This window comes from uncultured Alsobacter sp., from assembly GCF_945952055.1.
In the GTDB taxonomy this organism is placed as follows: domain Bacteria; phylum Pseudomonadota; class Alphaproteobacteria; order Rhizobiales; family Beijerinckiaceae; genus Alsobacter.
Genome location: NZ_CAMFHB010000004.1, coordinates 106,149 through 129,665, shown reverse-complemented (window position 1 = coordinate 129,665; position 23,517 = coordinate 106,149). Strand labels below are relative to the sequence as shown.

The window sequence follows — 23,517 nt, the reverse complement described above, 5'->3', positions numbered from 1 at the left end:
TTGAGGTTTCAGGCTCCAAAGCGCGCCCGTGTAAACGTCTCCAGGATGAGGAGATTGGTATCGCCGGCCATCGAACAGACCCGCAGCGAGGGCGTGCGGCTGGCGCCGCAGCGCGCAGCGGTTCCTGGTCTCAAGCCCCCTTCGCCTCGGCCTCCCGCTTGGCGCGCGCGGCCGTGACGGCGTCGATGATCTCCTGGTTGCGCGGGTTGCGGCGGAGCGTCAGGCCGCCGTTCACCTGCAGGTTCTCGCCGGTCATGAAGCAGTCGTCGCCGGCGAGCCAGAGGGCAGCGGCGGCGATGTCGTCCTGGGTGCCGACGCGTCCGAGCGGATACTCCTTGCGGAAGCTCTCGACGACGGCCGGGTTGCGGAAGGCCTTGGCCGTCATCGGTGACTCGGTGATCCCGGGCGAGATCGAGTTGGCGCGGATGCCCCGGCCGCCGAACTCGTTGGCGACGCAGCGCACCACGTGGTCCGTGCCGGCCTTGGTGCCCATGTAGGCGGCGTGGTCCTCCAGCATGATCGTCGCCGTGGCCGACGAGATCTGGATGATCGACCCGCCCTCGGTCATGGCGCGTACCAGCGCCTGCATGAAGAAGAACGGACCGTGGAACTGCAGCGCCGCCATCGCGGCGAGGTCCTCCTCGGTGGTGTCGAGGAAGGGCTTCACCAGGCCCCAGCCGGTGGCGTTCACGCCCACATGGACGGGCCCGAAACGCTCCACGGTCGCGGCCAGGAGGGCGTCCACCTCCGCCTTCCGGGTGATGTCGCACACGGCCCACGCACCGCCGATGTCGCCCGCCAGGGACTCCAGCGGCTCTGGCCGCCGCCCGGCGACCATGACCCGCGCGCCCTCCCGCGCGAAAAGGCGTGCGATCGTCTGGCCCAGGTTGCCGGGGCCGGCGGCCCCGAGGATCACGGCGGTCTTGCCAGCGAGACGTGTCACGGGGCGCTCCTCAAATTTGTATACCGTTCAGGAATTTGCGTATACTTTTGCCCGGGATGCAACCGATCCGGCGCCGCGATACGGTGGCGTCCGGAATGCGGTAACCAACGGGACGACATGGCCAAGATCGCAGGTCTCACGCACGCCGAATCCGTGCGCCTCGCCATCGAGCAGGACATCTTCACGGGTGCCCTTCCTCCCGGCGCGCCGCTCGAGGAGGAGGCCATCGCCCGCCGCTTCTCGGTGTCGCGGACGCCCGTGCGCGAGGCGATGCTGCAGCTCATCCAGTCCGGGCTCGTCGAGAAGCAGCCGCGGCAAGGCGCGATCGTCGCCAAGACCGACATCCGGCACATGATCCAGATGTTCGAGGTCATGTCCGAACTGGAAGGCATCTGCGCCAAGCTTTCGGCCCGCCGCATGTCGGGCGCCGAGAAGAAGGACCTGCAGGAGACCCACCGCAAGTCCGAGGCGGCGCTCAAGCGCGGCGACCAGGACGAGTACTACGCGCTCAGCCGGCGCTTCCACCTGCAGCTCATCGACGGCACCCACAACGAGGTGCTGATCGAGACCACCAACAAGCTCGGCATGAAGCTCGTGCCCTACCGGCGCTTCCAGCTCTCCTATCCGGGCCGCTCGGAAGGCAACCTGCGTGATCACGCGTCCACCCTGGACGCGATCATGGAAGGCGACGGCGAGCGCGCCCACGACATCTTCCGCAAGCACACGACCGTGCAGGGCGATGTCCTGGCGGAATACATCGCCCTCGGGAGCCGCGAGGCCCGCGCCTCGGCGGGGTGAGGGGGCTTCCTTCTCCAGCCTTGTCCTGCCTCCAGCCTGCCAGCATCTCTCCGCCGTCCTGGCCGGGCTCGGCCCGGCCATCCACGACTTTGCCGGGGCCGTCCTCAGTCGTGGGTGCCCGGGCCGAGCCCGGGCATGACGCGCGGAGAGGGTGAGCCCGTCATTCGAGAGTGTCAGGAGCCCTCAGCGCCCCAGCGCCGCCGGCGCCTCGCAATGCGTGCGCAGGGCCTGCAGGAAGCGCGCGGCCACGGCCCCGTCGATGGCGCGGTGGTCGGCCGACAGCGTCACCGTCGTCACGGAGCGGAACGCCACCGACCCATCGGCGCCTTCGACCGGCTCCCGCCGCACCCCGCCGACGGAGAGAATACCGGCCTGGGGCGGGGAGATGATGGCGTCGAAGCTGCGCACCCCGAACATGCCGAGGTTCGACACCGTGAAGGTGGCGCCCTTGATGTCCTCGGCGGCGAGCCGGCGCCCGCGGGCTTTCTCGGCCAGCGCCTGGCTCTCCGCCGCGATCGCGGCGAGGCTCTTGGCCGTCACGTCGCGGATGACCGGGGTGAGCAGGCCGCCCTCGATGGCCACCGCGAAGGCGATGTCGGCGCGCGGGAAGCGGTGCACGCCGTCGTCGCCGACATGGGCGTTGACCTCCGGCACGTCGGCGAGCGCCAGCGCGACGGCCTTCAGCAGCACGTCGTTGACGGAAAGCTTCACCGTGGAGCCGGTCCCGTTCAGCTCGCCCCGAAGGGCCAGCAGCGCGTCCATGCCGATGTCCATGGCCGTGTAGAAGTGCGGCACGGACTGCTTGGCGCGGGTGAGGGCGGCCGCCATGGTCCGGCGCATGGACGAGTGCGGGACGAAGGTCCCGGACTGCCCGGTCGGCACGGCGTGGCGCAGGAGATAGGCCTGCACGTCCTCCTTGCCGACGCGGCCCTTCGGCGCCGAGGCCGGCACCCGGGTGAGGTCGAGGGCATTCTCGCGCGCCATGCGCCGCGCCGCGGGACCGGCCGCGGGGCCTTCGTCGGCCGGCGCGGTCGTCTGCGCGGAAGCCTGCGCGACAGGAGCCGGTTCGGGTGAGGGGGTGGGAACCGCCTCGGGAGCGGCAGGCGCACCGGTCCTGCCGGCGACGGCCTCGACGTCCTCCTGCGAGATGCGTCCGCCCTTGCCCGTCCCGGTCACCGTCGAGAGATCGATGCCCAACTGGTTGGCGAGCTTGCGGGCGATCGGGCTCGCATGGGCGGCCTCGTTGCGGCGGGCGAGCTCTTCGGGTGCCGGCGCGGGCGTTGCGGTTTCCGCGACCGGTGCGGGGTCGGAGGCCGGCTGCTCGGCCAACGCCTTCGCCGCGGCCTCGACGTCGTCCTGCGAGATGCGTCCGCCCGTGCCGGTGCCGGTCAGCGTCGAGAGGTCGATTCCGAGCTGGTTCGCGCGCTTGCGGGCGATCGGGCTCGCATGTGCCGCCTCGTTGCGGCGGGCGAGCTCCTCAGGCGCAAGCTGCTGGAGGGGGCGCGCCACCGGTGCGGCGGCGGGCGCTGGCGGCGCGGCGGCGGGTGCAGGCTCGGGCGCTGGTGGGGCAGGGGGCGCGTCCGGCTCGAAGGACGCATCGACCGGCCGGTAGCCCGCGATGAACGCATCCACCTCGGCGTCGGACACGGAGGCGGGCGCGAGCACCGCGATGAGCGCGCCCACCGGCAGCGTGTCGCCCGGCGAGGCGAGGCGCCGGCGCAGCGTGCCGGGCTTGTCCAGCTCCAGCGTGTTGACGATCTTCTCGGTCTCGATGTCGACGAGCTCGGCACCCTGTTCGCCGCTCGCTCCCTCGGTCAGGTGCCATGCCGTGACGGTGCCCTCGGACATTTCGAGGCCCCATTTCGGCAGGGTGACCGGGACGATCGCCACCCTCAGGCCCCCTTGACCGCTTTGCGGATGGCGGCCTCGATCCGGTCGGGGCCCGGCACGTAGACGCGTTCCAGCTCGCGCGCGAAGGGCACCGGTGTGTGCGGCGCCGTGACGATCTCGACGGGCGCCTTCAGCGACTTGAAGCCGCGGTTGGCGGCGAGCGCGGCGATGTCGGAGGCGATGCTGCAGCGGGGCGGGGACTCGTCCACCACCACGAGCCGGCCCGTGTTGGAGAGGCTCTCCAGGATCGTGTCCTCGTCGAGCGGCGAGGTCGTGCGCGGGTCGATGAGGTCGCAGGTGATGCCTTCCGCCGCCAGCTTGTCGATGGCGCGCTCGGCGAAGCCCACCATGCGGGCGAGCGCCACCACCGTGCAGTGCTCGCCCTCGCGCACCAGCGCCGCCTCGCCGAAGCGCACGAGGTGCTCGCCGTCCGGCACCTCGCCCTTGCGGGAGTAGAGCGCCTTGTGCTCGAGGAAGATGATGGGGTCGTCGTCGCGGATGGCGGTCGCCAGCAGGCCCTTGGCATCGGCCGGGGTCGAGGGGACCACGACCTTGAGGCCCGGGATCGCGGTCAGCATCGGGTAGATGGTCTGCGAGTGCTGGGCGGCGGCGTTCATGCCCGCGCCCATGGACATGCGCAGCACCACGGGCGTCTTCGCCTTGCCGCCGAACATGTACCGGAACTTGGCCATCTGGTTCATGATCTGGTCCATGCTCACCCCGACGAAGTCGGCGAACATGAGTTCGGCCACGGGCCGCAGGCCGGCGAGCGCCGCGCCGTTGGCCAGGCCCACGATGGCACTCTCGCTGATCGGCGTGTCGATGACCCGGTCCTCGCCGAAGGCGGTGATCAGGCCCTTGGTGACGCCGAAGATGCCGCCGGCCGCGTCGCGCGTGCCGGAGGTCCCGCCGGCGCCGCCGGAGACGTCCTCGCCCAGCACGATCACGCGCGGGTCGCGCGCCATCTCGGCATGGAGGGCGTCGTTGAGCGCCTCGCGCATGGTCTTCACGGTCATGGCGCAGGCTCCGCTCAGTAGGAGATGTAGACGTCGTCGTAGACGGCCGAGGCCGGCGGAGGCGCCGCCGCCCGCGCGCTCTGCACGGACGCGTCGATGAGGCCGGCGATCTCCGCGTCGATCCGGTCGAGCTCGGCGGCATCGAGCAGGGCGGCCTCCAGCACCTTGTTGCGGAAGCCCATCAGGCAGTCCTTCTCGGCCCTGAAGCGCTCCACCTCGCCCTTTGCGCGGTAGTTCTGCGGGTCGCCCTCGAAGTGTCCGAAGTAGCGCGTCGCGACCGCGTAGACCGCGCTCGGCCCCTTGCCGGAGCGCGCGTGCTCGATCGCCTGCCGGGCCGCCTCGTGCACGGAGAAGAAGTCGAAGCCGTCGGCCTGGAACACCGGGATGCCGAAGCCCTCGGTGCGGCGCACCACGTCCGAGCCGATGCCGTAGGAGGCGCCGGTGTGCTCGCTGTAGCCGTTGTTCTCGATGATGAAGACCTTGGGCAGCTTGAGCACCACGGCCATGTTCATGGCCTCGAACACGGTGCCCTGGTTGGTGGCCCCGTCGCCGCCGAACGACACCGAGACCGAGCCGTCCTTGCGCAGCTTGCAGGCGACCGCCGCACCCACCGCGATCGGCTGCCCCGCGCCCACGATGCCGTTGGCGCCCAACATGCCCTTGTCGAGGTCGGCGATGTGCATGGAGCCGCCGCGGCCCTTGCACAGCCCGTCGGCGCGCCCGTAGATCTCGTGCATCATCCCCTTGGGATCGCAGCCCTTCGCAAGGCAGTGCCCGTGGCCGCGATGCGTGCTGATGATGTAGTCGCGGTCGTCCAGGTTCTCGCAGACGCCCACGGCGATCGCTTCCTGGCCCGCATAGAGATGGGTGAACCCCGCGATCTCGCCGGTCCGGTTCTCGACGTGCAACCGCTCCTCGAAGTCGCGGATCAGGCGCATCTGCCGGTAGGCTTTCAGGATCTGGGCTGGGCTGAGCTGCACCTGGGTCTCCCTGGTCCCCGGCCGCGACACAGGGCCCCGTGAGGCCGGCCGCGGCGCTTCGTTCCCGCCTGTCGCGGGCTTGCCGATGAGTAAGACATATACCCATTGACCCGTCTAGTGTATATGGAACTCGGCTTGTTTGTATTTTTCCGATCGGTTTCCCGACGGCGCTCCGGCCCGCTCAGGCAATCCGTTTCAGCGACGCGTGCAGCCGCGCGAACCGCTCCATCGACCTGTCGTTCAGCGCGGCCAGGTCTGCCCGGGACTTCGGAATACCCTCGCCATCGATCAGGATGTGCCATCGGCCTGCTGAATTCTGAGCGATCCAGCTCAGGGACTCGAGCTTCTGCAACTTGCGGCGGACGGTCTGGCGCGGGATGCCGGTCACGTCGGAGAGCCGCGATGCGGAGATGGACGTGTCCACCTCCGTTGCGCTGCGCCAGACGGTCCCGTCCGGCGCCTCGTCCGTGCACGACCGCAGGTGCATCTGGCCGATGACGGCAAGGATCAGCATCTCCTGAAGATCGCCGCCGAACACGCGCGAGCAATCGCACAGGTGGCCTACAAGGAACTCGGCGCAATGATACTGCGCACGGGGGTACTGGCTCACGAACTGGGCGAGGATGGTCTCGCTCTCACCCGGCGGGCTGGCGCCCGGCTTCTTCGCGTCCACGATCGCGCTCCTGTCGTTCCGCCCGCACGAGTTCGGCCCGCGTTCGCGCGGGAGCCGGACGGTCGGATTTCCGTCCCCTAACGCAGGCGCAAGCCGCCCATCGCCGGGGCCTTCCTAGATCTATGCCATCGCAGGGGGGCGGGCACGTCCCTCGCACGAGAAGAGGCGGGGCATCTGCTCATTATGAGCACCCTCGGCCTTGTCCCCAGTCCCCGGTTGACGAGTGTGGGAGCACCCCCGGTTCTGAGCACCCGACGGACCCTCACCGCAGATGCGTAGGCTCCCTGCCCTTATCGTCGCTCTCGCATGCCTTTTCGGGGCCCCGCAGCTTGTCGTCGCACAGAGCCCGGTCGCCAACGATGGGAACGTCCGGATCGAAGCCGTGACGATCGAGATCCGCAACCCCAGCAGGGATCTCAGGGCCAATGCCAGGATCCAGGACGTCTTCCGCAGCAAGCTCTCGCTGTTTCCGGGGACGGCCTACTCCAGGACGGATGTCGACCTGGCCGTCGCCGTCGCACGCAGGTCGGCCGACATCGGCGAGGCGACCCACAGCATCGCCTTTGGGCAGGCGGGCGGGGTCGTCGTCACCGTCGCCCTGACGTTGAAGGATCCCGACGGCCGCAGCGCGCCGCGCGGCCTGTTCGCCACGGGAGATCCACGGTCGTTTCCGCTGCTCTACGACGCCAACGGAGCCCTCGTCACGGCAAAGCTCGAGACCTTCGCCCTCCACTACGGCAACGGGAACGCGTGGTACGGCCGGCCCGACCGGCTGCTGGCCGGAAATCCGCTCGTGGTGGGAACACCCGCAGGTCGCGGGTACAGGCATTGGGCCGAGGGGTACGTCCATACCGGGCTCTACGGCCTCATTCCCCTCACCGACGCACTGTACGCCTATGGGGGCGCGAGCGTGTTGGCCAGCGGGTCCGTCGGGCGGGAGCTCTTCACAAACGAGACCCGCGGCTACGTGGGCGTCGAGGACGCCTATGTCGGCCTGATCGCAGGGTACACCGACGAGGCAGGCAATCGCCTCGCCGCGAATGCCACCTTCGGCCGCAAGCGGTTCATGCTGGGCGAGGGCTTCCTCATCGCCAACACGGCCATGAACGGCGGCAGCAGGGCTGCACTGCAGGCCAATCCGCGGTGGGCGGCCGACAATCTCGCCCTGGTCTCGCTGCGCTACAACAACACCCGGCTGGAAGCCTTCCGCGTCAACCCGGACGAGCTTCCCATCCTCGACTCCAAGACCGTCATCGACGGGATCAACCTGGAAACGCGTCTCGACGGCGGCTTGTCCCTGGGGGCGAGCCTGCTCCATGTCCCCCGGTCCAACACCAACTACTTCACCCCGACGGCCACGTTCGGTCGCGAGGGCCTCCAGGTCTTCGACGGTCGGTTCCGGTGGCAGCCCAACGGTCCCGGCCAGGCCGGCCCTTTTGTCGCGGGTGAGGCTGCGCTCCAGCGCAATGCCCGCTTCGACATGCGCGCCTATGCCTTCACCGGCGAGGCCGGCTGGTCGTTCGCCGACGCGCCCTGGTCGCCGACGGCGAGCTATCGCTACGCGCAGTTCTCCGGAGACAATCCGGGAACGGCACGCTTCGAGCGTTGGGACCCCTTGCTCTCCGGCGGCAACGGCGAGCAGTGGGTGCAGGGCATCAACGACTTCAAGGTCGTGCAGAACAGCAACGTCGTGGCGCACCGTTTCCAGCTGCGGATGCGACCCTATCCGAGCATCGAGCTGGTCCCGCAATTCTGGGTCTTCCGGGCCGAAAGCCTGATCAACCTCGGCGGCAACCCGGCCCTGTCCTTCCTGGGTTCGAAGGACTACGGCAAGGAGATCAACATGACGGTCAAGTACATGCCGTCGCGCTCCCTTTACGTGCAGGGGCACGTTGCCTTGACCTTCCCGGGCGACGCGGTCACCCGCGCGCTCGGCACCAAGCCGCCGCCATGGACCAGCACCATGCTGTTCGTGCGCTACGCCTTCTGATCGGAGCGACAGAGATGACCGTGGATCGCCGTGACGTGATCGTGGGTGCCGGACTGGCTGCGGCCGCCGGCGCCACCCTGGCGGGCGCCTTGCCGGCGGCGAGCCAGCCCCAGGCTGCGCCGCAGCCCTACGCCCTTCCGTGGGACCCGCCCGATCCCGGCGTGCCGGGGCGCCAGTCGGTCGTGCCCGTGCCCGAGGACTTCCACAATCCCGGACGCTTCGCCGGAAAGACCGCCCTCGTGACGGGCTGCGCCCGCGGCATGGGTCAGGCGGCTGCCCGCCGGCTCGCCCGCGAGGGAGCCAACGTGGTCGGTGTCGACTGGCTCGAGGCCGAGGGGAAGGCGGTCATCGACGCGATCGTCGCGGCCGGCGGCAAGGCCGTGTTCGTGAAAGGCGACATCTCGGAGACGGCCGTGTGCGATGCCATGGTCAAGGCCGCCGTGGATAGCTTCGGCGGCCTGGACTGCGCGTTGAACAATGCCGGGGTCATGGACGCCATCTTCCCGGGCGACGTCATCGACTACGGCAAGCAGAAGGGACTCGTCATGTCCCGGATCGACGAGGCGACGGACGACTACTGGGACGTCGTGATGCGCGTCAATGCGACCGGAACGTTCCGCAGTATGCGGGCCGAACTGCGCCAGATGATGGCGCAGGGCCGCGGTGGCGCGATCGTCAACGTGGCGTCGGTGGCCGGGCTGCGCGGCTTTGGCGGGACACCCTCCTACGTTGCCAGCAAGCATGCCGTGAACGGGCTCACCAAGAACGCTGCCATCGACTACGCACCCTTCGGCATCCGCGTGAACTCGGTGTGCATGGGCACCACCGTGACCCCGATGTACGAGCGTGCCTTCACGCTTCTGCGCCAGCGCGCCCAGGCCGGCTACCGGGACAGCGGCGTCGGAATGGCGAAGATCGACAGTCTCCTGCAGATGAGCAATCCGAAGAAGGCCGGCTCGACCGCCGCCGAACAGGTGGCGGTGATGCTGTTCCTGCTGTCGCCGGAGTCCTCGAACCTTACGGGCGCGAACTACGCCACCGACGGCGGCTTCACGACGTACTGAGCCGGAGCTTCGATGAACCGCGGGCTTCGGGAGGACAGGAGATGGAGCGCAGAGAGTTGTCCGAGGGCCTCGGGGCCGAGGCCGGCCTGGCATCGTCGACCGACTCAGTCCCGGCCTCGGCCAGGACAGGTGGGACCAGGGCGCAGGGCCGGGGAAACGCGTTGGTCGACATTCCTGCGGTCTCGCCGGACTACTGCGTCCCGGGACGCTTTGCCGGCAGGACAGTGATCGTGACCGGCTCCGCCCGGGGCATGGGAGCCGCCGCGGCAAAGCGGCTGGCGCGGGAAGGCGCCAACGTGGTCGGCGTCGACTGGATGAAAGGACCGGGTCTGGCTACGGACGACGCGATTCGGCAGGCCGGTGGTCGGAGCGTGTTCGTCCATGGCGACATCGGCGAGGCAGAGACGGGAGAAGCCGCGGTCCGGGCCGCTGTCGAGTCGTTCGGACGGCTGGACGGGGCCATCAACAATGCCGGTGTCATGGACGGCGTCTATTCGGGCGATGACCCCGACTACGAAGCCCAGCGCCCGCTCGTATTCGCGCCCATTCACGAAGCGACGGAAGAGTACTGGACCAAGGTGTTCCGGACCAACGCCACGGGCACCTTCCTGGCCCTGCGTGCGCAGCTGAAACAGCTGGTCGGACAGGGGTGCGGCGGCTCGATCGTCAACGTGGCCTCGATCGCCGGCTTGACCGGCCTCGCGGGCAACCCCGCCTATGTCGCGAGCAAGCACGCCGTGAACGGTCTGACCCGGAATGCGGCAATCGACTACGCGCCGTATGGGATCCGGGTGAATTCGGTGAACATGGCCGCGACCGACACGCCCATGGTCGCCCGCGCGGGCGCGCTCGTGGCCGCATCCATGAAGGCGTCGGACGGGCCACGCATGGGCGGCATCAAGACCAACAGCGTCCTGTCCTACACGGATGTCGCGCATCGGCCGGCAACCGTCCACGAGCAGGTCGCGATGATGCTGTTCCTCCTCTCCGACGAGGCATCCAACTTTACCGGTGGGGTCTATGCGACGGATGGCGGCTGGACCGCCTATTGACAGCGGCCTGCGGGGTCCGGGATCCCGAGGCCTCACCCGCCGAGGTAGTGCTCGATCACGCTGGCGTTGCTGGCCAGTTCCGCGCTCGGCCCCTGCGCGACGATCGTGCCCCGCTCCATGACGTAGGCCCGGGAGGTCGCGGCGAGCGCCCGCTGGGCGTTCTGCTCGACGAGCAGGATCGCCAGGCCCTCGCGGTTCAGCGTCTCCAGCACCTCGAACACCTGGTCGGTGATCAGCGGGGAGAGCCCGAGGCTGGGCTCGTCCAGGAGCAGCAGGCGGGGACCGCCCATCAGCGCGCGCCCGATGGCGAGCATCTGCTGCTGGCCGCCCGAGAGGGTCGCGGCGGCGAGGTCCTTGCGCTCCTCCAGCACGGGGAACAGGTCGAAGACCTTGCGTTCGTCCCAGGCCGAGGTGCGGTTGCCGCGGGCCAGCACGCCGACCTGCAGGTTCTCCAGCACGGTCATGTCGGAGAGCATCTGCCGGCCTTCCGGCACGTGCAGCAGCCCGCGCCGCGAGATGGCGTGCGGGTCCAGGCGGCCGATGTCCTGGCCCTCGAAGCGGATCTCGCCGCTGCGCTGGCGGACGAAGCCGCTGAGGCTGTTCAGCAGCGTCGACTTGCCGGCGCCGTTGGCCCCGATGAGCGCCACCATCTCCGCGTCGCCGACGTCGATGTCGACCCCGCGCAGCGCCTTGATCCCGTCATAGGAGGCGGCGAGGCCGCGCACGGACAGCTTCATGCCTGTCCCTTCCCGAGATAGGCCGTGATGACGGCCGGGTCGCGCATGACCTCCTCGGCCGGCCCCGACGCGATCATGCGGCCCGTGTTGAGCACGTGCACGACGGGACAGAGCTTGGTGACGAAGCGGACGTTGTGCTCGATGAGGAGCAGCCCCATGCCGCTTGCGGCGAGGTCCTTGAAGATGACGCCGAGCTCGTCGGCCTCGACGTCGTTCATGCCGGCGACGGGCTCGTCGAGCAGCAGCACGTCCGGCCCGCTCGCCACGGCGCGCATCATCTCGACACGGCGCTGGTGGCCGTAGGCGAGACCGCCCGCCGGCAGATCCGCGTAGTCGCTCATGCGGAACCGCTCGAGCAGTGCCTCGGCCTGCTTGCGCAGCGCCTTGCCCTCGCGCCAGACGGACGGGAGGTTCAGGAGCCCCGCCAGGATCGAGGCGGTCTCGTGCCGGTGGAAGCCGATGAGCACGTTCTCCAGCACCGTGGCCTCGGGCAGGAGGCGGATGTTCTGGAAGGTGCGGGCGATGCCCTTGCGCACCACCTCCTCGGGGCCGATCTCGCCGATGTCCTCGTCGCCGAGCACGATTCGGCCCTCGGTGAGCTTGAGCATCCCGGTGATGAGGTTCACGACCGTGCTCTTGCCGGCGCCGTTGGGGCCGATCAGGCCGGTGATGGTGCCCTCCGGCACGGTGAGCGAGACGTCGCCCACCGCCGTGAGGCCGCCGAAGCGCTTGGAAACGTTCTCGAGCCTAAGGGACGGCACGGGATGCCTCCTCGATGGCCCGGGCGCGTCGCGCGCTGCGGCGGTTGCGCCATTGCAGCAGGAGGCCGTCGCCGACGCCCTGGGGCAGGTAGATGATGACGGCGATCAGGATGACACCGTTGACGAGGGGCCGGTTCTCCGCGAGCGGCCGGGCGATCTCGGGCAGCAGGGCGAGGATGGCGCAGCCGGCCACCGGCCCGATGAGGGTGCCGCGCCCGCCGAGCACGATCGCGGTCAGGATCGCCACCATGAACCCGAAACCGAACTGGCCCGGCTCGATGCTGAACACGTAGAGCGACTGCAGCCCCCCGAAGAGCCCGCCGATGGCGCCGCTCAGCACGAAGGCGAGCGCATGGTAGTTGCGGATGGAGACGCCGAGGCAGGCCGCGACCGTCTCGTCCTGGCGCAGCGCGTCGAAGGCGCGCCCGACGCCGGAGCGGCCGATGGCCCAGGTGACGTACATGACGGCGGCCACCGCGGCGAGCAGGGCCGGCGTGCTGACCATGCGCGGGATGTTGTTGATGCCGATCGCGCCGCCCGTGATGCCCTCGGCATAATAGAGGAACGAGACGATCACCTCCACGAAGGCGAGCGTCGCGATGGCCTGGAACACGCCCCGCAGCCGCGCCAGGGGCACCGACAGCAGGAAGCCGACCGCCGTTCCCACCAGCGTCGCCGTGGCGATCGCCAGGGCGGGCGAGATGCCCATCCGCGTGACCAGGATCGCCGACGCATAGGCTCCGAGGGCGCCAAAGCCCGCCGTCGCCACCGAGAACACACCGGCTCGCAGCGCCACCTGCTGGCTGTAGGCGAAGCCGAGGTTCAGGAGGAAGAAGTCGATGATGGGCTGGTAGGCCTGGTAGTAGCTCATCATCGCCGGCCGACTCCCGCGCTGAGGCCGGCCCCGCCGAAGAGCCCGTTCGGCCAGAACAGGAGCACCACGAACAGGAGCGCGAAGATGATCATCTCCGAGACGCCGTTGGGCAGGTAGGCGACCGACAGGGTCTGCATCACGCCGAGCATGAGGCTGGCGAAGACGGCGCCCGGTATGCTCCCGAGGCCGCCGATCACCACCACGACGAAGGCGCGCAGCATGTAGGGTTCGCCCATCAGGAACTGGATGGAGTTGAAGGACAGGCCGATCAGCACGCCGGCGATCCCGGCCAGCGCGCCCGAGATGAAGAAGGTCTGGAAATAGACCGCCTTGGCGTTCACGCCGAGCAGCGCGGCCGCCTTCTCGTTGATGGCGACGGCGCGCACCTGCCGGCCGAAGGTCGTCTTCTTCAGGTAGAAGACGAGCGCGGCGAGAAGCACCGCGACGATCGCCAGGATCATGATCTGCAAGAGAGAGATGCGCAGGCCCCAGAAGCGGTAGAACTCGATCGGAAAGGTGCCGAACGGGAACTTCAGGACCTTGGTGTCGGAGACCCGCTGCGCGATGCTCACCAGGATGAGGTCGACGCCGATGGAGGCCACGATGGCGGCGAACTCGGCCTGCCCGCGGGCTCTGAGCGGCCGGAACGCGACGATCTCGATCAGCACCGAGATGAGGCCGGCGCCGAGCGTCCCCAGGATGGCGGCCGCCCAGAAGGGGACGCCGCTCACGACCGCGTAGTAGGCGATGAAGGCGCCCGCCATGAACACGCCGCCGTGGGCGAGGTTCAGGAGCTTCTGCACGCCGAAGACCAGCGTGAAGCCTAGCGCGAACAGCGCATAGACGGCGCCCGAGACCAGGCCGTTGATCAATTGCTGCGCGATCATGCGCGGAGGTACCCGGTTGCAGGGGAGGGCGTCCTCCCTCCCCTGCAGGGGAGGGTCCCGAAGCGAAGCGGAGCGAGGTGGGGAACCCGCGGGAGGACGGGCGCCGACGGTCTGGCCAGCCGGTGCATCGAGAACGCCTCGATCCACCGCCCCCACCCGTCAGCCGCTTCGCGGCTGCCCGCCTCCCGTGCAGGGGAGGGAGGGAGCCTTGGGTCCGCTCGTTCGCACCCGGCGACGGGCGAGAGAGAGCGGACCGTCATCATCGTTGCGGTCTTGAACTCACTTCGCCAGGACGAACTTGCCGTCCTTCACCATGAGCACGTTCATGCCGGGGCGCGGAATGCGCTCGGCGTCGAACGAATACAGGCCCTGGCCGACGACGACCTTGACGTCCTTCACCTTGGTGAGGGCGTCGCGGACACCGTCGCGGGTCGGGTTCGGGCCCGCGGCCTTGATCGCGGCGGCGATCACGCGCATGCCGCCGTAGCCCACCGCAGACCAGTTGTCGGCCGGCGCGTTGTGCTTGGCCTTGAAGGCCGCGTCGAAGGCCTTGCCGAAATCGTCGGCGCCGCCCGGCAGCCAGTCGCCGATCAGGTAGACGCCTTCAACCGCCTTGCCGCCCTTGGAGATGAACTCGGGCGAGGCGAGCGAGCTGTGGCCCAGGATCGGGGTCTTGGGATCCACGCCGCCCTGGCGAAGCTGCGTGATGATGTTGGCGGCCTGCGGCGCGGGCGCCGACACGAAGATGCAGTCCTGCTTGCTGTCGGCGAGCTTGGTGGCGATGGCCGAGAAGTCGCTGTCGGTAACCTTGATGCCCTCGTTGGAGGTGGCCTTGCCGCCGTTGGCGACGAGATAGTCCTCGTACATCTTCTGCAGCGTGACGTAGGACTCGTTGTCCTTCAGCCCGATGATCGCGCAGTTCTTCACCTTCAGCGAGTCGACCGTGTACTTCCCGATGTAGGGGATGGTCACGCTGGCCGGCTGGGTGAGGATGAAGGACCATGGCCCGTTCTTGAGCACGTCCATGATATTGGTGGTCGTGATCAGCGGGATCTTGAGCTCGTTGGCGATGTTGGCGCCGGCGAGCGCCACCGAGCCGCTGGTCGGGCCGAGCACCGCGAGAACGCTGGGGTCGCTGGCCTGCCGGGTGATGAGCGAGAGCGTCTGGGTGCGATCGCTGGCGTCGTCGGCCACGACCACCTTCAGCGAGTTGCCGTCTCCCAGTTCCTTCTTCGCGTTGATCTCCTCGGCGGCCAGGACCATGCCGTCCTTCACGCCCGTGCCGATGAATGCGGCGGGGCCGGTGAGGGACTGCAGGACGAGCACGGTGTACTCGGCGGCCTTGGCCGGCGCCGCCATCAGCGCGGCGAGGCTCACGGCAGCCAGAATCGTCTTTTTCAGGTTCATCTTCCCCTCCCTGTGAGCGGCCACGCTTGGGCTGGTGGCACACAGCTGGCTTTGTCGGAGCTCCGCTCCTGTTCTTCACCCGGGTACGGTACAACAGGGTCTATATATACGCAATAACGCTGTTGAGCATACAAGCCGCGCTCGCAGCTGCGAAACGGCGCGCTCCGCCGCACGCCCCGGCGTCGTCCGTCGCATTGCGAATGTCATTGCAAGTCAGTGCCTTGAGCAGGGCGGACGGTGCTTCCGTCGACCCCCGCCCGACCTTCAAACTTGCGCATACAGGCCGAGCAGATATTGTATACGCAATCGATCCGCGCGAGCCTCCGCCGGACGGTCAGGGGAGGAGAGGATGCTGGATTTCCGCGACTTCATCGCAGTCACGTCCGTCGGCGACGTCCTGCTGAGGGCGGCAGCGCACAATCCCGGCAAGCCGGGCCTCGTCTTCACCGGAGAAAGCCGCACCTTCGGCGAGCTCGCCAAGGGCGCGATCGACCGTGCCCGCGCCCTGCATGCGCTCGGCGTCCGCCGCGGCGACCACGTCGGCATCCTGCTGCCGAGCTGCGTCGAGTTTGTCGAGGTGTTCTTCGGCATCACGCTGCTGGGCGCCGTCGCCGTCCCCGTGAACGCCCGCTACCGCAGCCATGAACTGGCCTACCTGGTGAAGGACGCCGACCTCGTCGGGCTCGTGACCTCCACCCGCGTGGCCGAGAACGTCGACTTCATCGAGCGGCTCGGCCAGGCCTTCCCCGACCTCGCCGACCAGACGGGCGACACGCTGAACCTGGAGAAGGCGCCGCTGCTGCGCTTCATCGCGCTCGTGGCCGACGGAGATGTGCCGGGCACCGTCTCGCGCCGCGCCTTCGCCGCGCTCGCCGAAACGGTCGCGCCCGAGGTGGTGGACGAGGTCCGTCGCTGCGTGCGGGTCCGTGACACGGCGCTGATTCTCTACACCTCGGGCACGACCTCGAATCCCAAGGGTTGCCTCATGTCGCACGAGGCTCTCGTGCGCACGGGGCAGGCGCTCGCCATCCGCTACGACGCGACCGGCGACGACGTCTTCTGGTCGCCGCTGCCCATGTTCCACATCGCCGCCATCTTCCCGATCTGCGCCATGTACGCGGTAGGCGCCACCTATGTCGGCATGGCCCGCTTCGAGGCGGGGGAAGCGCTGGAGCTTCTGGAGAAGCACAAGGTGACGATGGCCTATCCCTCGTTCGGGACGTTCATCGGCGACATGATCTATCACCCGGACTTTTCGCGCACCGACCTCTCGCGCATCCGGGTGATGAACAGCAACCTCGCCATGCAGCCCGACAGCTTCCGCGAGGCGTTGCGCAAGGCGTTGCCGGACTGCATCCAGGTCGGCACCTACGGGATGACGGAGACGTCCGGCACCGTCAGCACGAGCCGCCTCACCGACGACTACCGCACCCGCACCCAGCGGCTTGGCCATCCCCTGCCTGGCCTCGAGATGCGCATCGTGCGCGAGGACGGCACCGACGCCGACCCCGACGAGATCGGCGAGATCGCGGTGCGGGGCTTCTCGGTGTTTTCCGGCTACTACAAGGACGAGGACAAGACCCGCGCCGCCTTCCGCGACGGCTGGTTCCACACCGGCGACCTGGGCTCGCGCGACGCCGCGGGCTCGGTGATGTTCCACGGCCGGACCAAGGACATGCTGAAGGTCGGCGGCGAGAACGTCGCGGCGCTGGAGATCGAGGCGCTGGTCGGCCAGCACGACGCGGTGAAGCTCTGCCAGGTCGTCGGCAAGCCCGACGCGCGCCTGCAGGAGGTCCCGGTGGCCTTCGTCGAGCTGCGGCCCGGCGCCAGCGTGGACCCCGCCGAACTCATTGCCTACTGCCGCGACCGCATCTCCGGCTTCAAGGTCCCCCGCGAGATCCACTTCGTGACCGAGTGGCCGATGTCGGCCAGCAAGATCCAGAAGTTCATGCTGCAGCGTCGGCTGGGGTAGGGATCTCGAGTCTCGCCCTTTCCGCCGTCATCCTCGGGCCTGGCCCGAGGATCCACGAGTGACGCAGGGGAGTTCGCTCGCGCGCTCCTCTGCCCGGCGGCCAAAGTCGTGGATGCCCGGGCCAAGCCCGGGCAGGACGCGAAGGGGAGCGCTGGAGCGAAGCGAGCGGCAGCGAACCGCCTCTCACCCCTCCGGGGCCAGTGTCACCTTCAGCCCGTCCAGCGCCTCGCTGAACGGGATCTGGCAGCTCAGCCGCGAGTTGGGCTGGTAGTGGGAGGAGAACTCGACGACCTCGTACTCGTCCGGCTGCTGGGCCGGGACCTTGTCCATCCAGTCCTCGTCCACATAGACGTGGCAGGTGGAGCAGGAGCACGAGCCTCCGCAGATGGCCGCGATGTCGAGGCCGCCGACCTCGCGCAGGTTGAGCATGACGGACTGGCCGGACTTGCCCTCAATGCGGTGTTCCTTGCCGGCGCGGTCGGTGGCGATGATGACGGGCATGGTCAGGCCGCACCCTTCTTCCAGCCGGGGATGCTCTCCGGGAAATCGGCGGGACGGCGGTCGCCATAGGCGCGCTGCCGCAACTCGCTGCCCAGCGCCTCGCCGTATTCCTCCACCGGCACGTAGTAGAGGAAGCTCAGGATGCGCCGGCTGAACTTCCAGCGGCCATTCACGCGGCGGTACTCGTCGTCGTACCGCAGCGAGGCGACCAGGGTGCGGCCGTTGCGGTAGCACTCGGCGTGTCCGGAAAGGGATCCGGTGGCCAGGTCCGGGTTCGCGTCGTCGAAGCGCACCATGTGGTCGTGGGTCCAGTGCGCGGTGACGCCGAGCGCGGCGAAGCGGCCGTCATACATGGTCATGATGGCGTCGATGCCCTGGGAGCGCATCACGCCGTCCTTGGATTCGACCACCGCGTCGTCGGTGAACAGGCTGCGCAGGACGGGGGCATCCTTGTCGTCGCAGGAGCGGCAGTAGAGCGCCACGATCTCGGCGATTTCCGCCCGCGATTCCACCCGGTCCAGGCGGCGTGCCAGATCCAGCTCGGCCATGACGTCCTCCCTGTGGTGCGCCTGCCGGCGCCGTTGTGTCGCCGACGCTAGGGTATGCACAAATGACCGTCAACATATACAGGCTAGATCCGACGCACGGCCTCCGTGCCGTCCCATGCGGCGGCCACGCCCTTCAGCCGCTCAAAGTAGCGCAGCAGCCCACGCGAGCCTTCCACGATCTCCAGCGCCGACCCGCGGGGCGTTCCCGGCCGGTCGAGATAGGCGAAGCGGATGCCGGCGGTGGTGGCGCCGTCCTGCACGATCTCCAGGCCGTGGCGGGCCGCCAGATCCATGGCGCCAGCGAAATCGGAGGCCACCACGCAGACGTGGTGCATGCCCTCGCCACCCTCCAGGAAGTCGGTAAACATCGAGGGATCCCCGGAGGTCTGCTGGATCAGCTCGATCTGCTGCTCTCCGGAATAGGCGATCGCGACGCGCGTGCCGATCGCGATCGGCCAGCCCCGGTAGCGCACCTCGGCATAGGGCACGGCGTCCGTGACGAAGAACGGGCCGACGCCGAGGACGCCGGTCCAGTGGGCCATCGCCGCGTCGAGGTCGCGCACCACGTAGGCGGTCTGCATGACCGGTCCGAAGAGCCTGCTCATCCCGCGTTCTCCCGCTCTCGCCGATAATACAAAATTTTCGTTTGCGTATACGGATGGCCCTCTGGTACCACTCGACCGGCTCGTCGCATAGTGTCAGTCTCGTATCGTGTCAGCGTTGGCCGATCGGACCCCGCAGCAGGGTCCCGGCGCACAGGGAGGCCTGTCATGAACCCGGCAGAAGTCCAGGCGATCCTCGACCGCCACGCCTACGAGGCCGCCCGCTCCAACCCGCCCGAGGGCTTCCCCAAGCTGCCCGACATTCCGCGCGAGCGCTACGTCGATCCAGCCTTCGCGGAGCTGGAGAAGAAGCATCTCTGGCACAAGAGCTGGGTCTACGCGATCCACGGTGACGAGGTGCCGAAGCCCGGCAGCTACCTGCAGTGGACGCGGCTCGGGGAGCCGCTGTTCTTCATCCGCGGCGAGGACGGCAAGGTCCGCTGCTTCTACAACGTCTGCCGCCATCGCGGCGCCCCGGTCGTGACGGAGGAGAGCGGCGAGTCCCGCGGCGTCACCTGCAAGTACCATGGCTGGACCTACAACACGCGCGGCGAGCTCGTGAACCTGCGCGACCGCCGCGACTTCGTGGGTCTCGACATGTCGTGCCGGTCGCTCAACGAGGTGCGCTGCGAGAGCCTCGGCAACCTCTATTTCATCAACCTCGATCCCGACGCGCCGCCCCTGCGCGAGGCCATGGGCCCGGCCGGCGACGCGATCATGGAGATGAAGCCCGAGACGCTGATCTTCGTCGAGAAGACCGCGATCAAGGTGGCCTGCAACGTCAAGATCCTGCTCGACGCCTTCCTCGAGGTGTACCACCTCAAGTCGATCCACCAGAACACGGTCGATCGCTTCCTCGACCACCGCGGCTCGGCCATCGCCCTGTGGCCGCACGGCCATTCGCGCATGGTCACGCCCTTCAAGAAGGAGGGCTGGAAGGACCCGGGCGTGCGCGGCCTGCCCGAGATCGAGGGCGTGGACCCCTATATCGGCACCACGAACATGTCGATCCTGGCCTACCCGAACCTCGTCACGCCGCTGGCGCCCCAGGGCATGCCGTTCCTGTGCTTCTGGCCCGAGACCATCGACACCATGGTGATCGAGGTGCACTGGTTCTCGCCGAGCTGGGGCGACGGCCCGCGCCCGGAGGTGTGGGACATGCGCCTGTCCAACTTCCTGGCGATCCTCGACGAGGACCTGCAGTTCGCCGACCACATCCAGAAGTCGGTCGAGTCGAACGGCGTGAAGGGCTTCCCGCTCAACTACCAGGAGCGCCGCATCTATCACTGGCACGAGGAACTCGACCGCCGCATCGGCGCGCAGAACATCAGGCCCGAGATGCGGGTGCCCGAGGTTCTGGGCGAATGGGTGGACGCGCGGTCCTCCGCCGCCGCACCGGCGCTGGTGCCGGCCTGACCGGCGTGTCGGGCCCCAGCGAACCCGCACCCGGTCCCGGCGCCCGCGCCGAGCGCATCGGCGACGTGCTGGTCGTCACCATCGACCGGCCGCACGTGCGCAACGCCGTCGACGCCGACACGTCCTTTCTCATCGACCGCCTCGTCGGCGAGGGCGAAGCCGATCCCGCGGTGGGGGCGATCGTCCTGACCGGGGCGGGTGACCGCGCCTTCTGTTCCGGCATGGACATGAAGGAGGCCGCCGTGCGCGGGGCCGGCCACGGCCTCATCCCCGGCCGCGGCTTCTGCGGCGTCACCGAGCGGCGCGTTGCAAAGCCGCTCATCGCCGCCATCAACGGCCATGCGGTCGCCGGCGGCTTCGAGCTCGCGCTGGCCTGCGACCTCGTGGTCGCGGCCGAGGGCGCGGTGTTCGCCCTGCCGGAGGTGAAGCGCGGCCTGGTGGCCTTCACCGGCGGCGTGCAGCGCCTGGCGCGGCAACTGCCGCGCGCGGCCGCCATGGAGATCATCCTCTGCGCGGCCGCGATCCCGGCGCAGCGCCTGTGCGAGCTCGGGGTGGTCAACCGCGTGGTGCCCGCGCCACGGGTGCTGCCGGAGGCGCTGGCGTTGGCCCAGACCATGCTGGCCAACGGCTGGTCCGCCTTGCGCCACGCCCGTGCGCTGTTCGACGACGCGCAGGACGTCTCCATGGAGGAGGCGATCGCGATCGGCCATCGCATGGGCGCGCAGATCCTCAATTCGCCCGAGAGCCGCGAAGGCGTGGGCGCCTATGCCGAGCACCGCTCGGCCCGCTTCGTCCGAGAGTGAACGACCGATGGCAAAGACCCGCACCGGGGCGACGCGCCCCATGCCCAACGAGGCCAACTGGGGGCTGAGCGACGACGAACTCGCGAGCAAGCCGACCGTCTACCATCCGGACCTGATGAAGGGCCGCCGCGTCCTCATCACCGGGGGCGGCAGCGGCATGGGCCGGGCCATGGCCTTCCTCTTCGCCCGCCTCGGCGCCACAGTGATCATCGCCGGCCGGCGCGAGGACAAGCTCAGCGAGACGGCCGCCTCCATCCGCGAGAAGGTGGGGGCCGAAGTCGACTGGAAGACCGCCTCCATTCGCGATGCCGAGCAGGTGGACTCGCTGCTGGACCACGTTTTCGAGCGGCATGGCGGCCTCGACACGCTGGTCAACAATGCCGGCGGCCAATTCCCGCAGATGGCCATCGACTTTTCGCGCAAGGGTTGGAACGCGGTCATCGACACCAACCTCAACGGCCCGTGGTGGATGATGCAGGGCGCCGCGCAGCGCTGGCGGGAGCGCAACGTGCCCGGCAACGTCGTCAACATCGTCGCGCATGTGGAGCGCGGCATGCCGCAGGCCGCCCACACCTGCGCCGCCCGCGCCGGCGTGATCTATCTGAGCCGCACGATCGCCATGGAGTGGGCACCACTCGGCATCCGCGTCAACTGCATCGCGCCCGGCGCCATCGCCACCGAGGGCATGAACCAGTACCCGGCGGAGGCGGCGGCCCGCTTCAACAACGTCAACCCCATGCGCCGCCTCGGTGACGGCTGGGACATCGCCGAGGGCGTCGTCTACCTCTCGGCCCCGAGCGCCAACTTCATCACCGGCGACGTCCTCACCATCGACGGCGGCATGCGCATGTGGGGCACGGTGTGGCCCGCCGGTGTGCCGGAGCATTTCAACGTGGTTTGAGGAGGGGTTCAGGGCTGCCCTTCACTCCACTGCCTCCACGCCCCTCATCCTGAGCCGGCCGCAACGCGGCCGAGTCGAAGGACGCACCATGGGGCCGCGCCGGCCATCCTGCGTCCTTCGACTCGGCCTCTGCGAGGCCGGCTCAGGATGAGGGGCTTTGGGTGGCTGGAGAAGGCAGGAAACATCGGCCCCCTACAGCCGCTTCTCCATCTCGTGCCGCAGGATCTTGCCCGAGGTGCTGCGCGGGAACTCCTCGAAGGGGACGAACCGCACGTCGCGCGGGCGCTTGTAGCCGGCCAGCGCGTCCCGGCAGAGCGCCTCGACGGCGGCTTCGTCCAGGCTCCCGTCGAGCCGGGCGATGAAGGCCACCGGCACCTCGCCCCATCGGGCGTCGGGCTTGCGCACCACCACCGCGTCGGCGACCCGCGGGTCGGCCAGCAGCACGCGCTCGATCTCGGCCGGGTAGATGTTTTCCCCGCCGCACTTGATGAGATAGCGGGCGCGGTCGACGAAGTCGTAGCCGCCGTCCGCCGTCCGGCGGAACAGGTCGCCCATGCGGAAGAACCCGTCCGCGAAGCTCTCGGCATTGGCCTGCGGCGCGTTCCAGTAGCCGTTGAACAGCGTCGGCCCGCGCACCGCGCCTTCGCCCACCGCGCCCGGTTCGACCTCGCGGCCGTCGGGATCGACCAGGCGGAACTCGCACAGGGAGTTGAGACGCTTGGAGAGGACAGACGGCAGCGTTCCGACCGGGATCAGGTCGGCCGAGAGGGGCGGCAGGCCCGTCTCGGTCATGCCGAAGCTGTTGAGGAAGGGCGCGTCGAACACGCGGGTGGTGCGTGCCACCAGCGCCGCCGGCACCAGGTCCGCCATGCAGCCGACGGAGCGCACGCCCTTCACCCCCGCCGGAGAGGCCTCCAGCGCGTCCAGCAGCGGCTCGATGGCGCCGGGCACCAACAGCAGCCAGCCCGCCTGGTGACGGCCGAGCGCGTCGACGAGGGCCGGCACGTCGAACCCGTCGATGACGACCACGGGTCCGCCGGTCATGAGCGCGGCGAGCGACTGGTCGGTGCCGCCGATGTGGAACATCGGCGCCCAGGCGATCATGGCGTCGCCGGCCCGCGTGCCGAGGTCCATGCGCACCACCGCCATGCGGGCGATCTCCGCGGCGTGGGAGATGGCCGCGGCCTTGGGCAGGCCGGTCGTGCCGCTCGTGTAGATGAGCAGCAGCGGGTCGGCCGGCCGGACGTCCGCGAAGGGCGTGGACGGGGCGGGGGGCGCGGCGGCGGCGGGCCAGTCCTCGACGACCTCGACCGGCACGCCCCGCAGGTCGAGGGCATCGACGAGCGGGCGGTGCCGCTCGGACACCATCACCAGCGACGGCCCCACGAGGTCGAGGCAGTGCTGCATCTCGCGCGGGCGCTGCCGCGTGTTCTGGCACGCGACGATGGCCCCGAGCGCGGCCGCCGCCAGGATCAGGCGCAGGAAGCCGGGCCGGTTCTCGCAGAGCACGGCGATGCGGTCGCCCCGGCCGATGCCGCGTGCGGCCAGCTCCGACGCCAGGCGGTCCACCGAGCCCAGGAGGTCGGCGTAGGACCACGTCCGTCCGCGCCACTCGATGGCGACCCGCTCGGGCCCGAGCCCGGCGGCCTGCCTGAACAGGCCGTAGACCGTGAGGTCCCGCGACTGGGAAAAGTCGTCCACG

The 23,517-nt window shown here is 69.2% G+C and carries 22 protein-coding genes; 8 read left to right on the top strand and 14 right to left on the bottom strand.

What is annotated here, in order from left to right; genetic code table 11:
* Positions 1 to 130: 130 nt before the first annotated feature.
* Complete coding sequence (locus Q0Q47_RS04720) at positions 131 to 943, bottom strand: SDR family NAD(P)-dependent oxidoreductase (protein ID WP_293855119.1); 813 nt, start codon at positions 941 to 943, stop codon at positions 131 to 133.
* A gap of 117 nt (positions 944 to 1,060) precedes the next feature.
* Here Q0Q47_RS04720 and Q0Q47_RS04715 point away from each other — a divergent pair, with 117 nt between their 5' ends.
* Positions 1,061 to 1,741: a GntR family transcriptional regulator gene (locus tag Q0Q47_RS04715; RefSeq protein ID WP_293855116.1), complete on the top strand. Its 681-nt coding sequence runs from the start codon at positions 1,061 to 1,063 to the stop codon at positions 1,739 to 1,741.
* A 183-nt stretch (positions 1,742 to 1,924) separates the two neighbouring features.
* Here the strand turns inward: Q0Q47_RS04715 and Q0Q47_RS04710 are convergent, their stop codons facing one another.
* The 4 genes from Q0Q47_RS04710 to Q0Q47_RS04695 form a co-directional block, all read right to left on the bottom strand.
* Complete coding sequence (locus Q0Q47_RS04710; RefSeq protein ID WP_293855113.1) at positions 1,925 to 3,631, bottom strand: 2-oxo acid dehydrogenase subunit E2; 1,707 nt, start codon at positions 3,629 to 3,631, stop codon at positions 1,925 to 1,927.
* 2 nt (positions 3,632 to 3,633) lie between these two features.
* Complete coding sequence (locus tag Q0Q47_RS04705; RefSeq protein ID WP_293855110.1) at positions 3,634 to 4,647, bottom strand: alpha-ketoacid dehydrogenase subunit beta; 1,014 nt, start codon at positions 4,645 to 4,647, stop codon at positions 3,634 to 3,636.
* A 14-nt stretch (positions 4,648 to 4,661) separates the two neighbouring features.
* Positions 4,662 to 5,585 (bottom strand): thiamine pyrophosphate-dependent dehydrogenase E1 component subunit alpha, encoded by a 924-nt coding sequence (locus Q0Q47_RS04700; protein ID WP_293855394.1) that lies wholly within the window; start codon positions 5,583 to 5,585, stop codon positions 4,662 to 4,664.
* Between the two features lie 223 nt (positions 5,586 to 5,808).
* A complete protein-coding gene (locus tag Q0Q47_RS04695; protein WP_293855107.1) occupies positions 5,809 to 6,300 on the bottom strand; it encodes a hypothetical protein in 492 nt (163 codons plus the stop codon).
* 382 nt (positions 6,301 to 6,682) lie between these two features.
* On the opposite strand from Q0Q47_RS04695, the gene Q0Q47_RS04690 reads away from it, so the two are divergent.
* From Q0Q47_RS04690 to Q0Q47_RS04680, 3 genes are all read left to right on the top strand, one after another.
* Positions 6,683 to 8,290, top strand: a complete 1,608-nt coding sequence (locus tag Q0Q47_RS04690) for an alginate export family protein (protein WP_293855104.1) — start codon at positions 6,683 to 6,685, stop codon at positions 8,288 to 8,290.
* Between the two features lie 14 nt (positions 8,291 to 8,304).
* Positions 8,305 to 9,354 (top strand): SDR family NAD(P)-dependent oxidoreductase, encoded by a 1,050-nt coding sequence (locus tag Q0Q47_RS04685; protein ID WP_293855101.1) that lies wholly within the window; start codon positions 8,305 to 8,307, stop codon positions 9,352 to 9,354.
* A 230-nt stretch (positions 9,355 to 9,584) separates the two neighbouring features.
* Entirely contained in the window at positions 9,585 to 10,406 is an 822-nt protein-coding gene (locus Q0Q47_RS04680) for an SDR family NAD(P)-dependent oxidoreductase (RefSeq protein ID WP_293855098.1), read from the top strand.
* Between the two features lie 32 nt (positions 10,407 to 10,438).
* On the opposite strand, the gene Q0Q47_RS04675 is transcribed toward Q0Q47_RS04680, so the two are convergent.
* From Q0Q47_RS04675 to Q0Q47_RS04655, 5 genes are all read right to left on the bottom strand, one after another.
* Positions 10,439 to 11,143 (bottom strand): ABC transporter ATP-binding protein, encoded by a 705-nt coding sequence (locus Q0Q47_RS04675; protein ID WP_293855096.1) that lies wholly within the window; start codon positions 11,141 to 11,143, stop codon positions 10,439 to 10,441.
* Positions 11,140 to 11,904, bottom strand: a complete 765-nt coding sequence (locus tag Q0Q47_RS04670; RefSeq protein ID WP_293855093.1) for an ABC transporter ATP-binding protein — start codon at positions 11,902 to 11,904, stop codon at positions 11,140 to 11,142. Before Q0Q47_RS04670 ends, Q0Q47_RS04675 begins: the two co-directional genes overlap by 4 nt.
* Positions 11,891 to 12,778 carry a branched-chain amino acid ABC transporter permease gene (locus tag Q0Q47_RS04665; RefSeq protein WP_293855090.1) on the bottom strand — a complete coding sequence of 296 codons (888 nt, stop codon included), beginning with the start codon at positions 12,776 to 12,778 and terminating at the stop codon, positions 11,891 to 11,893. Before Q0Q47_RS04665 ends, Q0Q47_RS04670 begins: the two co-directional genes overlap by 14 nt.
* Positions 12,775 to 13,665 (bottom strand): branched-chain amino acid ABC transporter permease, encoded by an 891-nt coding sequence (locus tag Q0Q47_RS04660; RefSeq protein WP_293855087.1) that lies wholly within the window; start codon positions 13,663 to 13,665, stop codon positions 12,775 to 12,777. Before Q0Q47_RS04660 ends, Q0Q47_RS04665 begins: the two co-directional genes overlap by 4 nt.
* 279 nt (positions 13,666 to 13,944) lie before the next feature.
* Positions 13,945 to 15,072 carry an ABC transporter substrate-binding protein gene (locus Q0Q47_RS04655; RefSeq protein WP_293855084.1) on the bottom strand — a complete coding sequence of 376 codons (1,128 nt, stop codon included), beginning with the start codon at positions 15,070 to 15,072 and terminating at the stop codon, positions 13,945 to 13,947.
* Between the two features lie 349 nt (positions 15,073 to 15,421).
* On the opposite strand from Q0Q47_RS04655, the gene Q0Q47_RS04650 reads away from it, so the two are divergent.
* Entirely contained in the window at positions 15,422 to 17,044 is a 1,623-nt protein-coding gene (locus Q0Q47_RS04650) for a class I adenylate-forming enzyme family protein (protein ID WP_293855081.1), read from the top strand.
* 183 nt (positions 17,045 to 17,227) lie between these two features.
* On the opposite strand, the gene Q0Q47_RS04645 is transcribed toward Q0Q47_RS04650, so the two are convergent.
* From Q0Q47_RS04645 to Q0Q47_RS04635, 3 genes are all read right to left on the bottom strand, one after another.
* Positions 17,228 to 17,545 (bottom strand): 2Fe-2S iron-sulfur cluster-binding protein, encoded by a 318-nt coding sequence (locus Q0Q47_RS04645; protein ID WP_293855078.1) that lies wholly within the window; start codon positions 17,543 to 17,545, stop codon positions 17,228 to 17,230.
* Positions 17,546 to 17,547: 2 nt separating this feature from the next.
* Positions 17,548 to 18,093, bottom strand: coding sequence for a nuclear transport factor 2 family protein (locus Q0Q47_RS04640; RefSeq protein WP_293855075.1), 546 nt, complete (start codon positions 18,091 to 18,093; stop codon positions 17,548 to 17,550).
* Between the two features lie 83 nt (positions 18,094 to 18,176).
* Positions 18,177 to 18,698 (bottom strand): VOC family protein, encoded by a 522-nt coding sequence (locus Q0Q47_RS04635; protein WP_293855072.1) that lies wholly within the window; start codon positions 18,696 to 18,698, stop codon positions 18,177 to 18,179.
* Positions 18,699 to 18,863: 165 nt separating this feature from the next.
* Between Q0Q47_RS04635 and Q0Q47_RS04630 the strand changes: the two genes are divergently transcribed.
* The 3 genes from Q0Q47_RS04630 to Q0Q47_RS04620 are packed head-to-tail and all read left to right on the top strand — an operon-like array spanning position 18,864 to position 21,815.
* On the top strand, positions 18,864 to 20,111 hold the full coding sequence (locus Q0Q47_RS04630) for an aromatic ring-hydroxylating dioxygenase subunit alpha (protein ID WP_293855070.1): 1,248 nt from the start codon (positions 18,864 to 18,866) through the stop codon (positions 20,109 to 20,111).
* A complete protein-coding gene (locus tag Q0Q47_RS04625; RefSeq protein WP_293855068.1) occupies positions 20,060 to 20,914 on the top strand; it encodes an enoyl-CoA hydratase-related protein in 855 nt (284 codons plus the stop codon). Before Q0Q47_RS04630 ends, Q0Q47_RS04625 begins: the two co-directional genes overlap by 52 nt.
* 7 nt (positions 20,915 to 20,921) lie before the next feature.
* Complete coding sequence (locus Q0Q47_RS04620; protein WP_293855065.1) at positions 20,922 to 21,815, top strand: SDR family oxidoreductase; 894 nt, start codon at positions 20,922 to 20,924, stop codon at positions 21,813 to 21,815.
* A gap of 192 nt (positions 21,816 to 22,007) precedes the next feature.
* Here Q0Q47_RS04620 and Q0Q47_RS04615 read toward each other — a convergent pair whose 3' ends face one another.
* Positions 22,008 to 23,516, bottom strand: a complete 1,509-nt coding sequence (locus tag Q0Q47_RS04615; protein ID WP_293855062.1) for a class I adenylate-forming enzyme family protein — start codon at positions 23,514 to 23,516, stop codon at positions 22,008 to 22,010.
* Position 23,517: the final 1 nt, after the last annotated feature.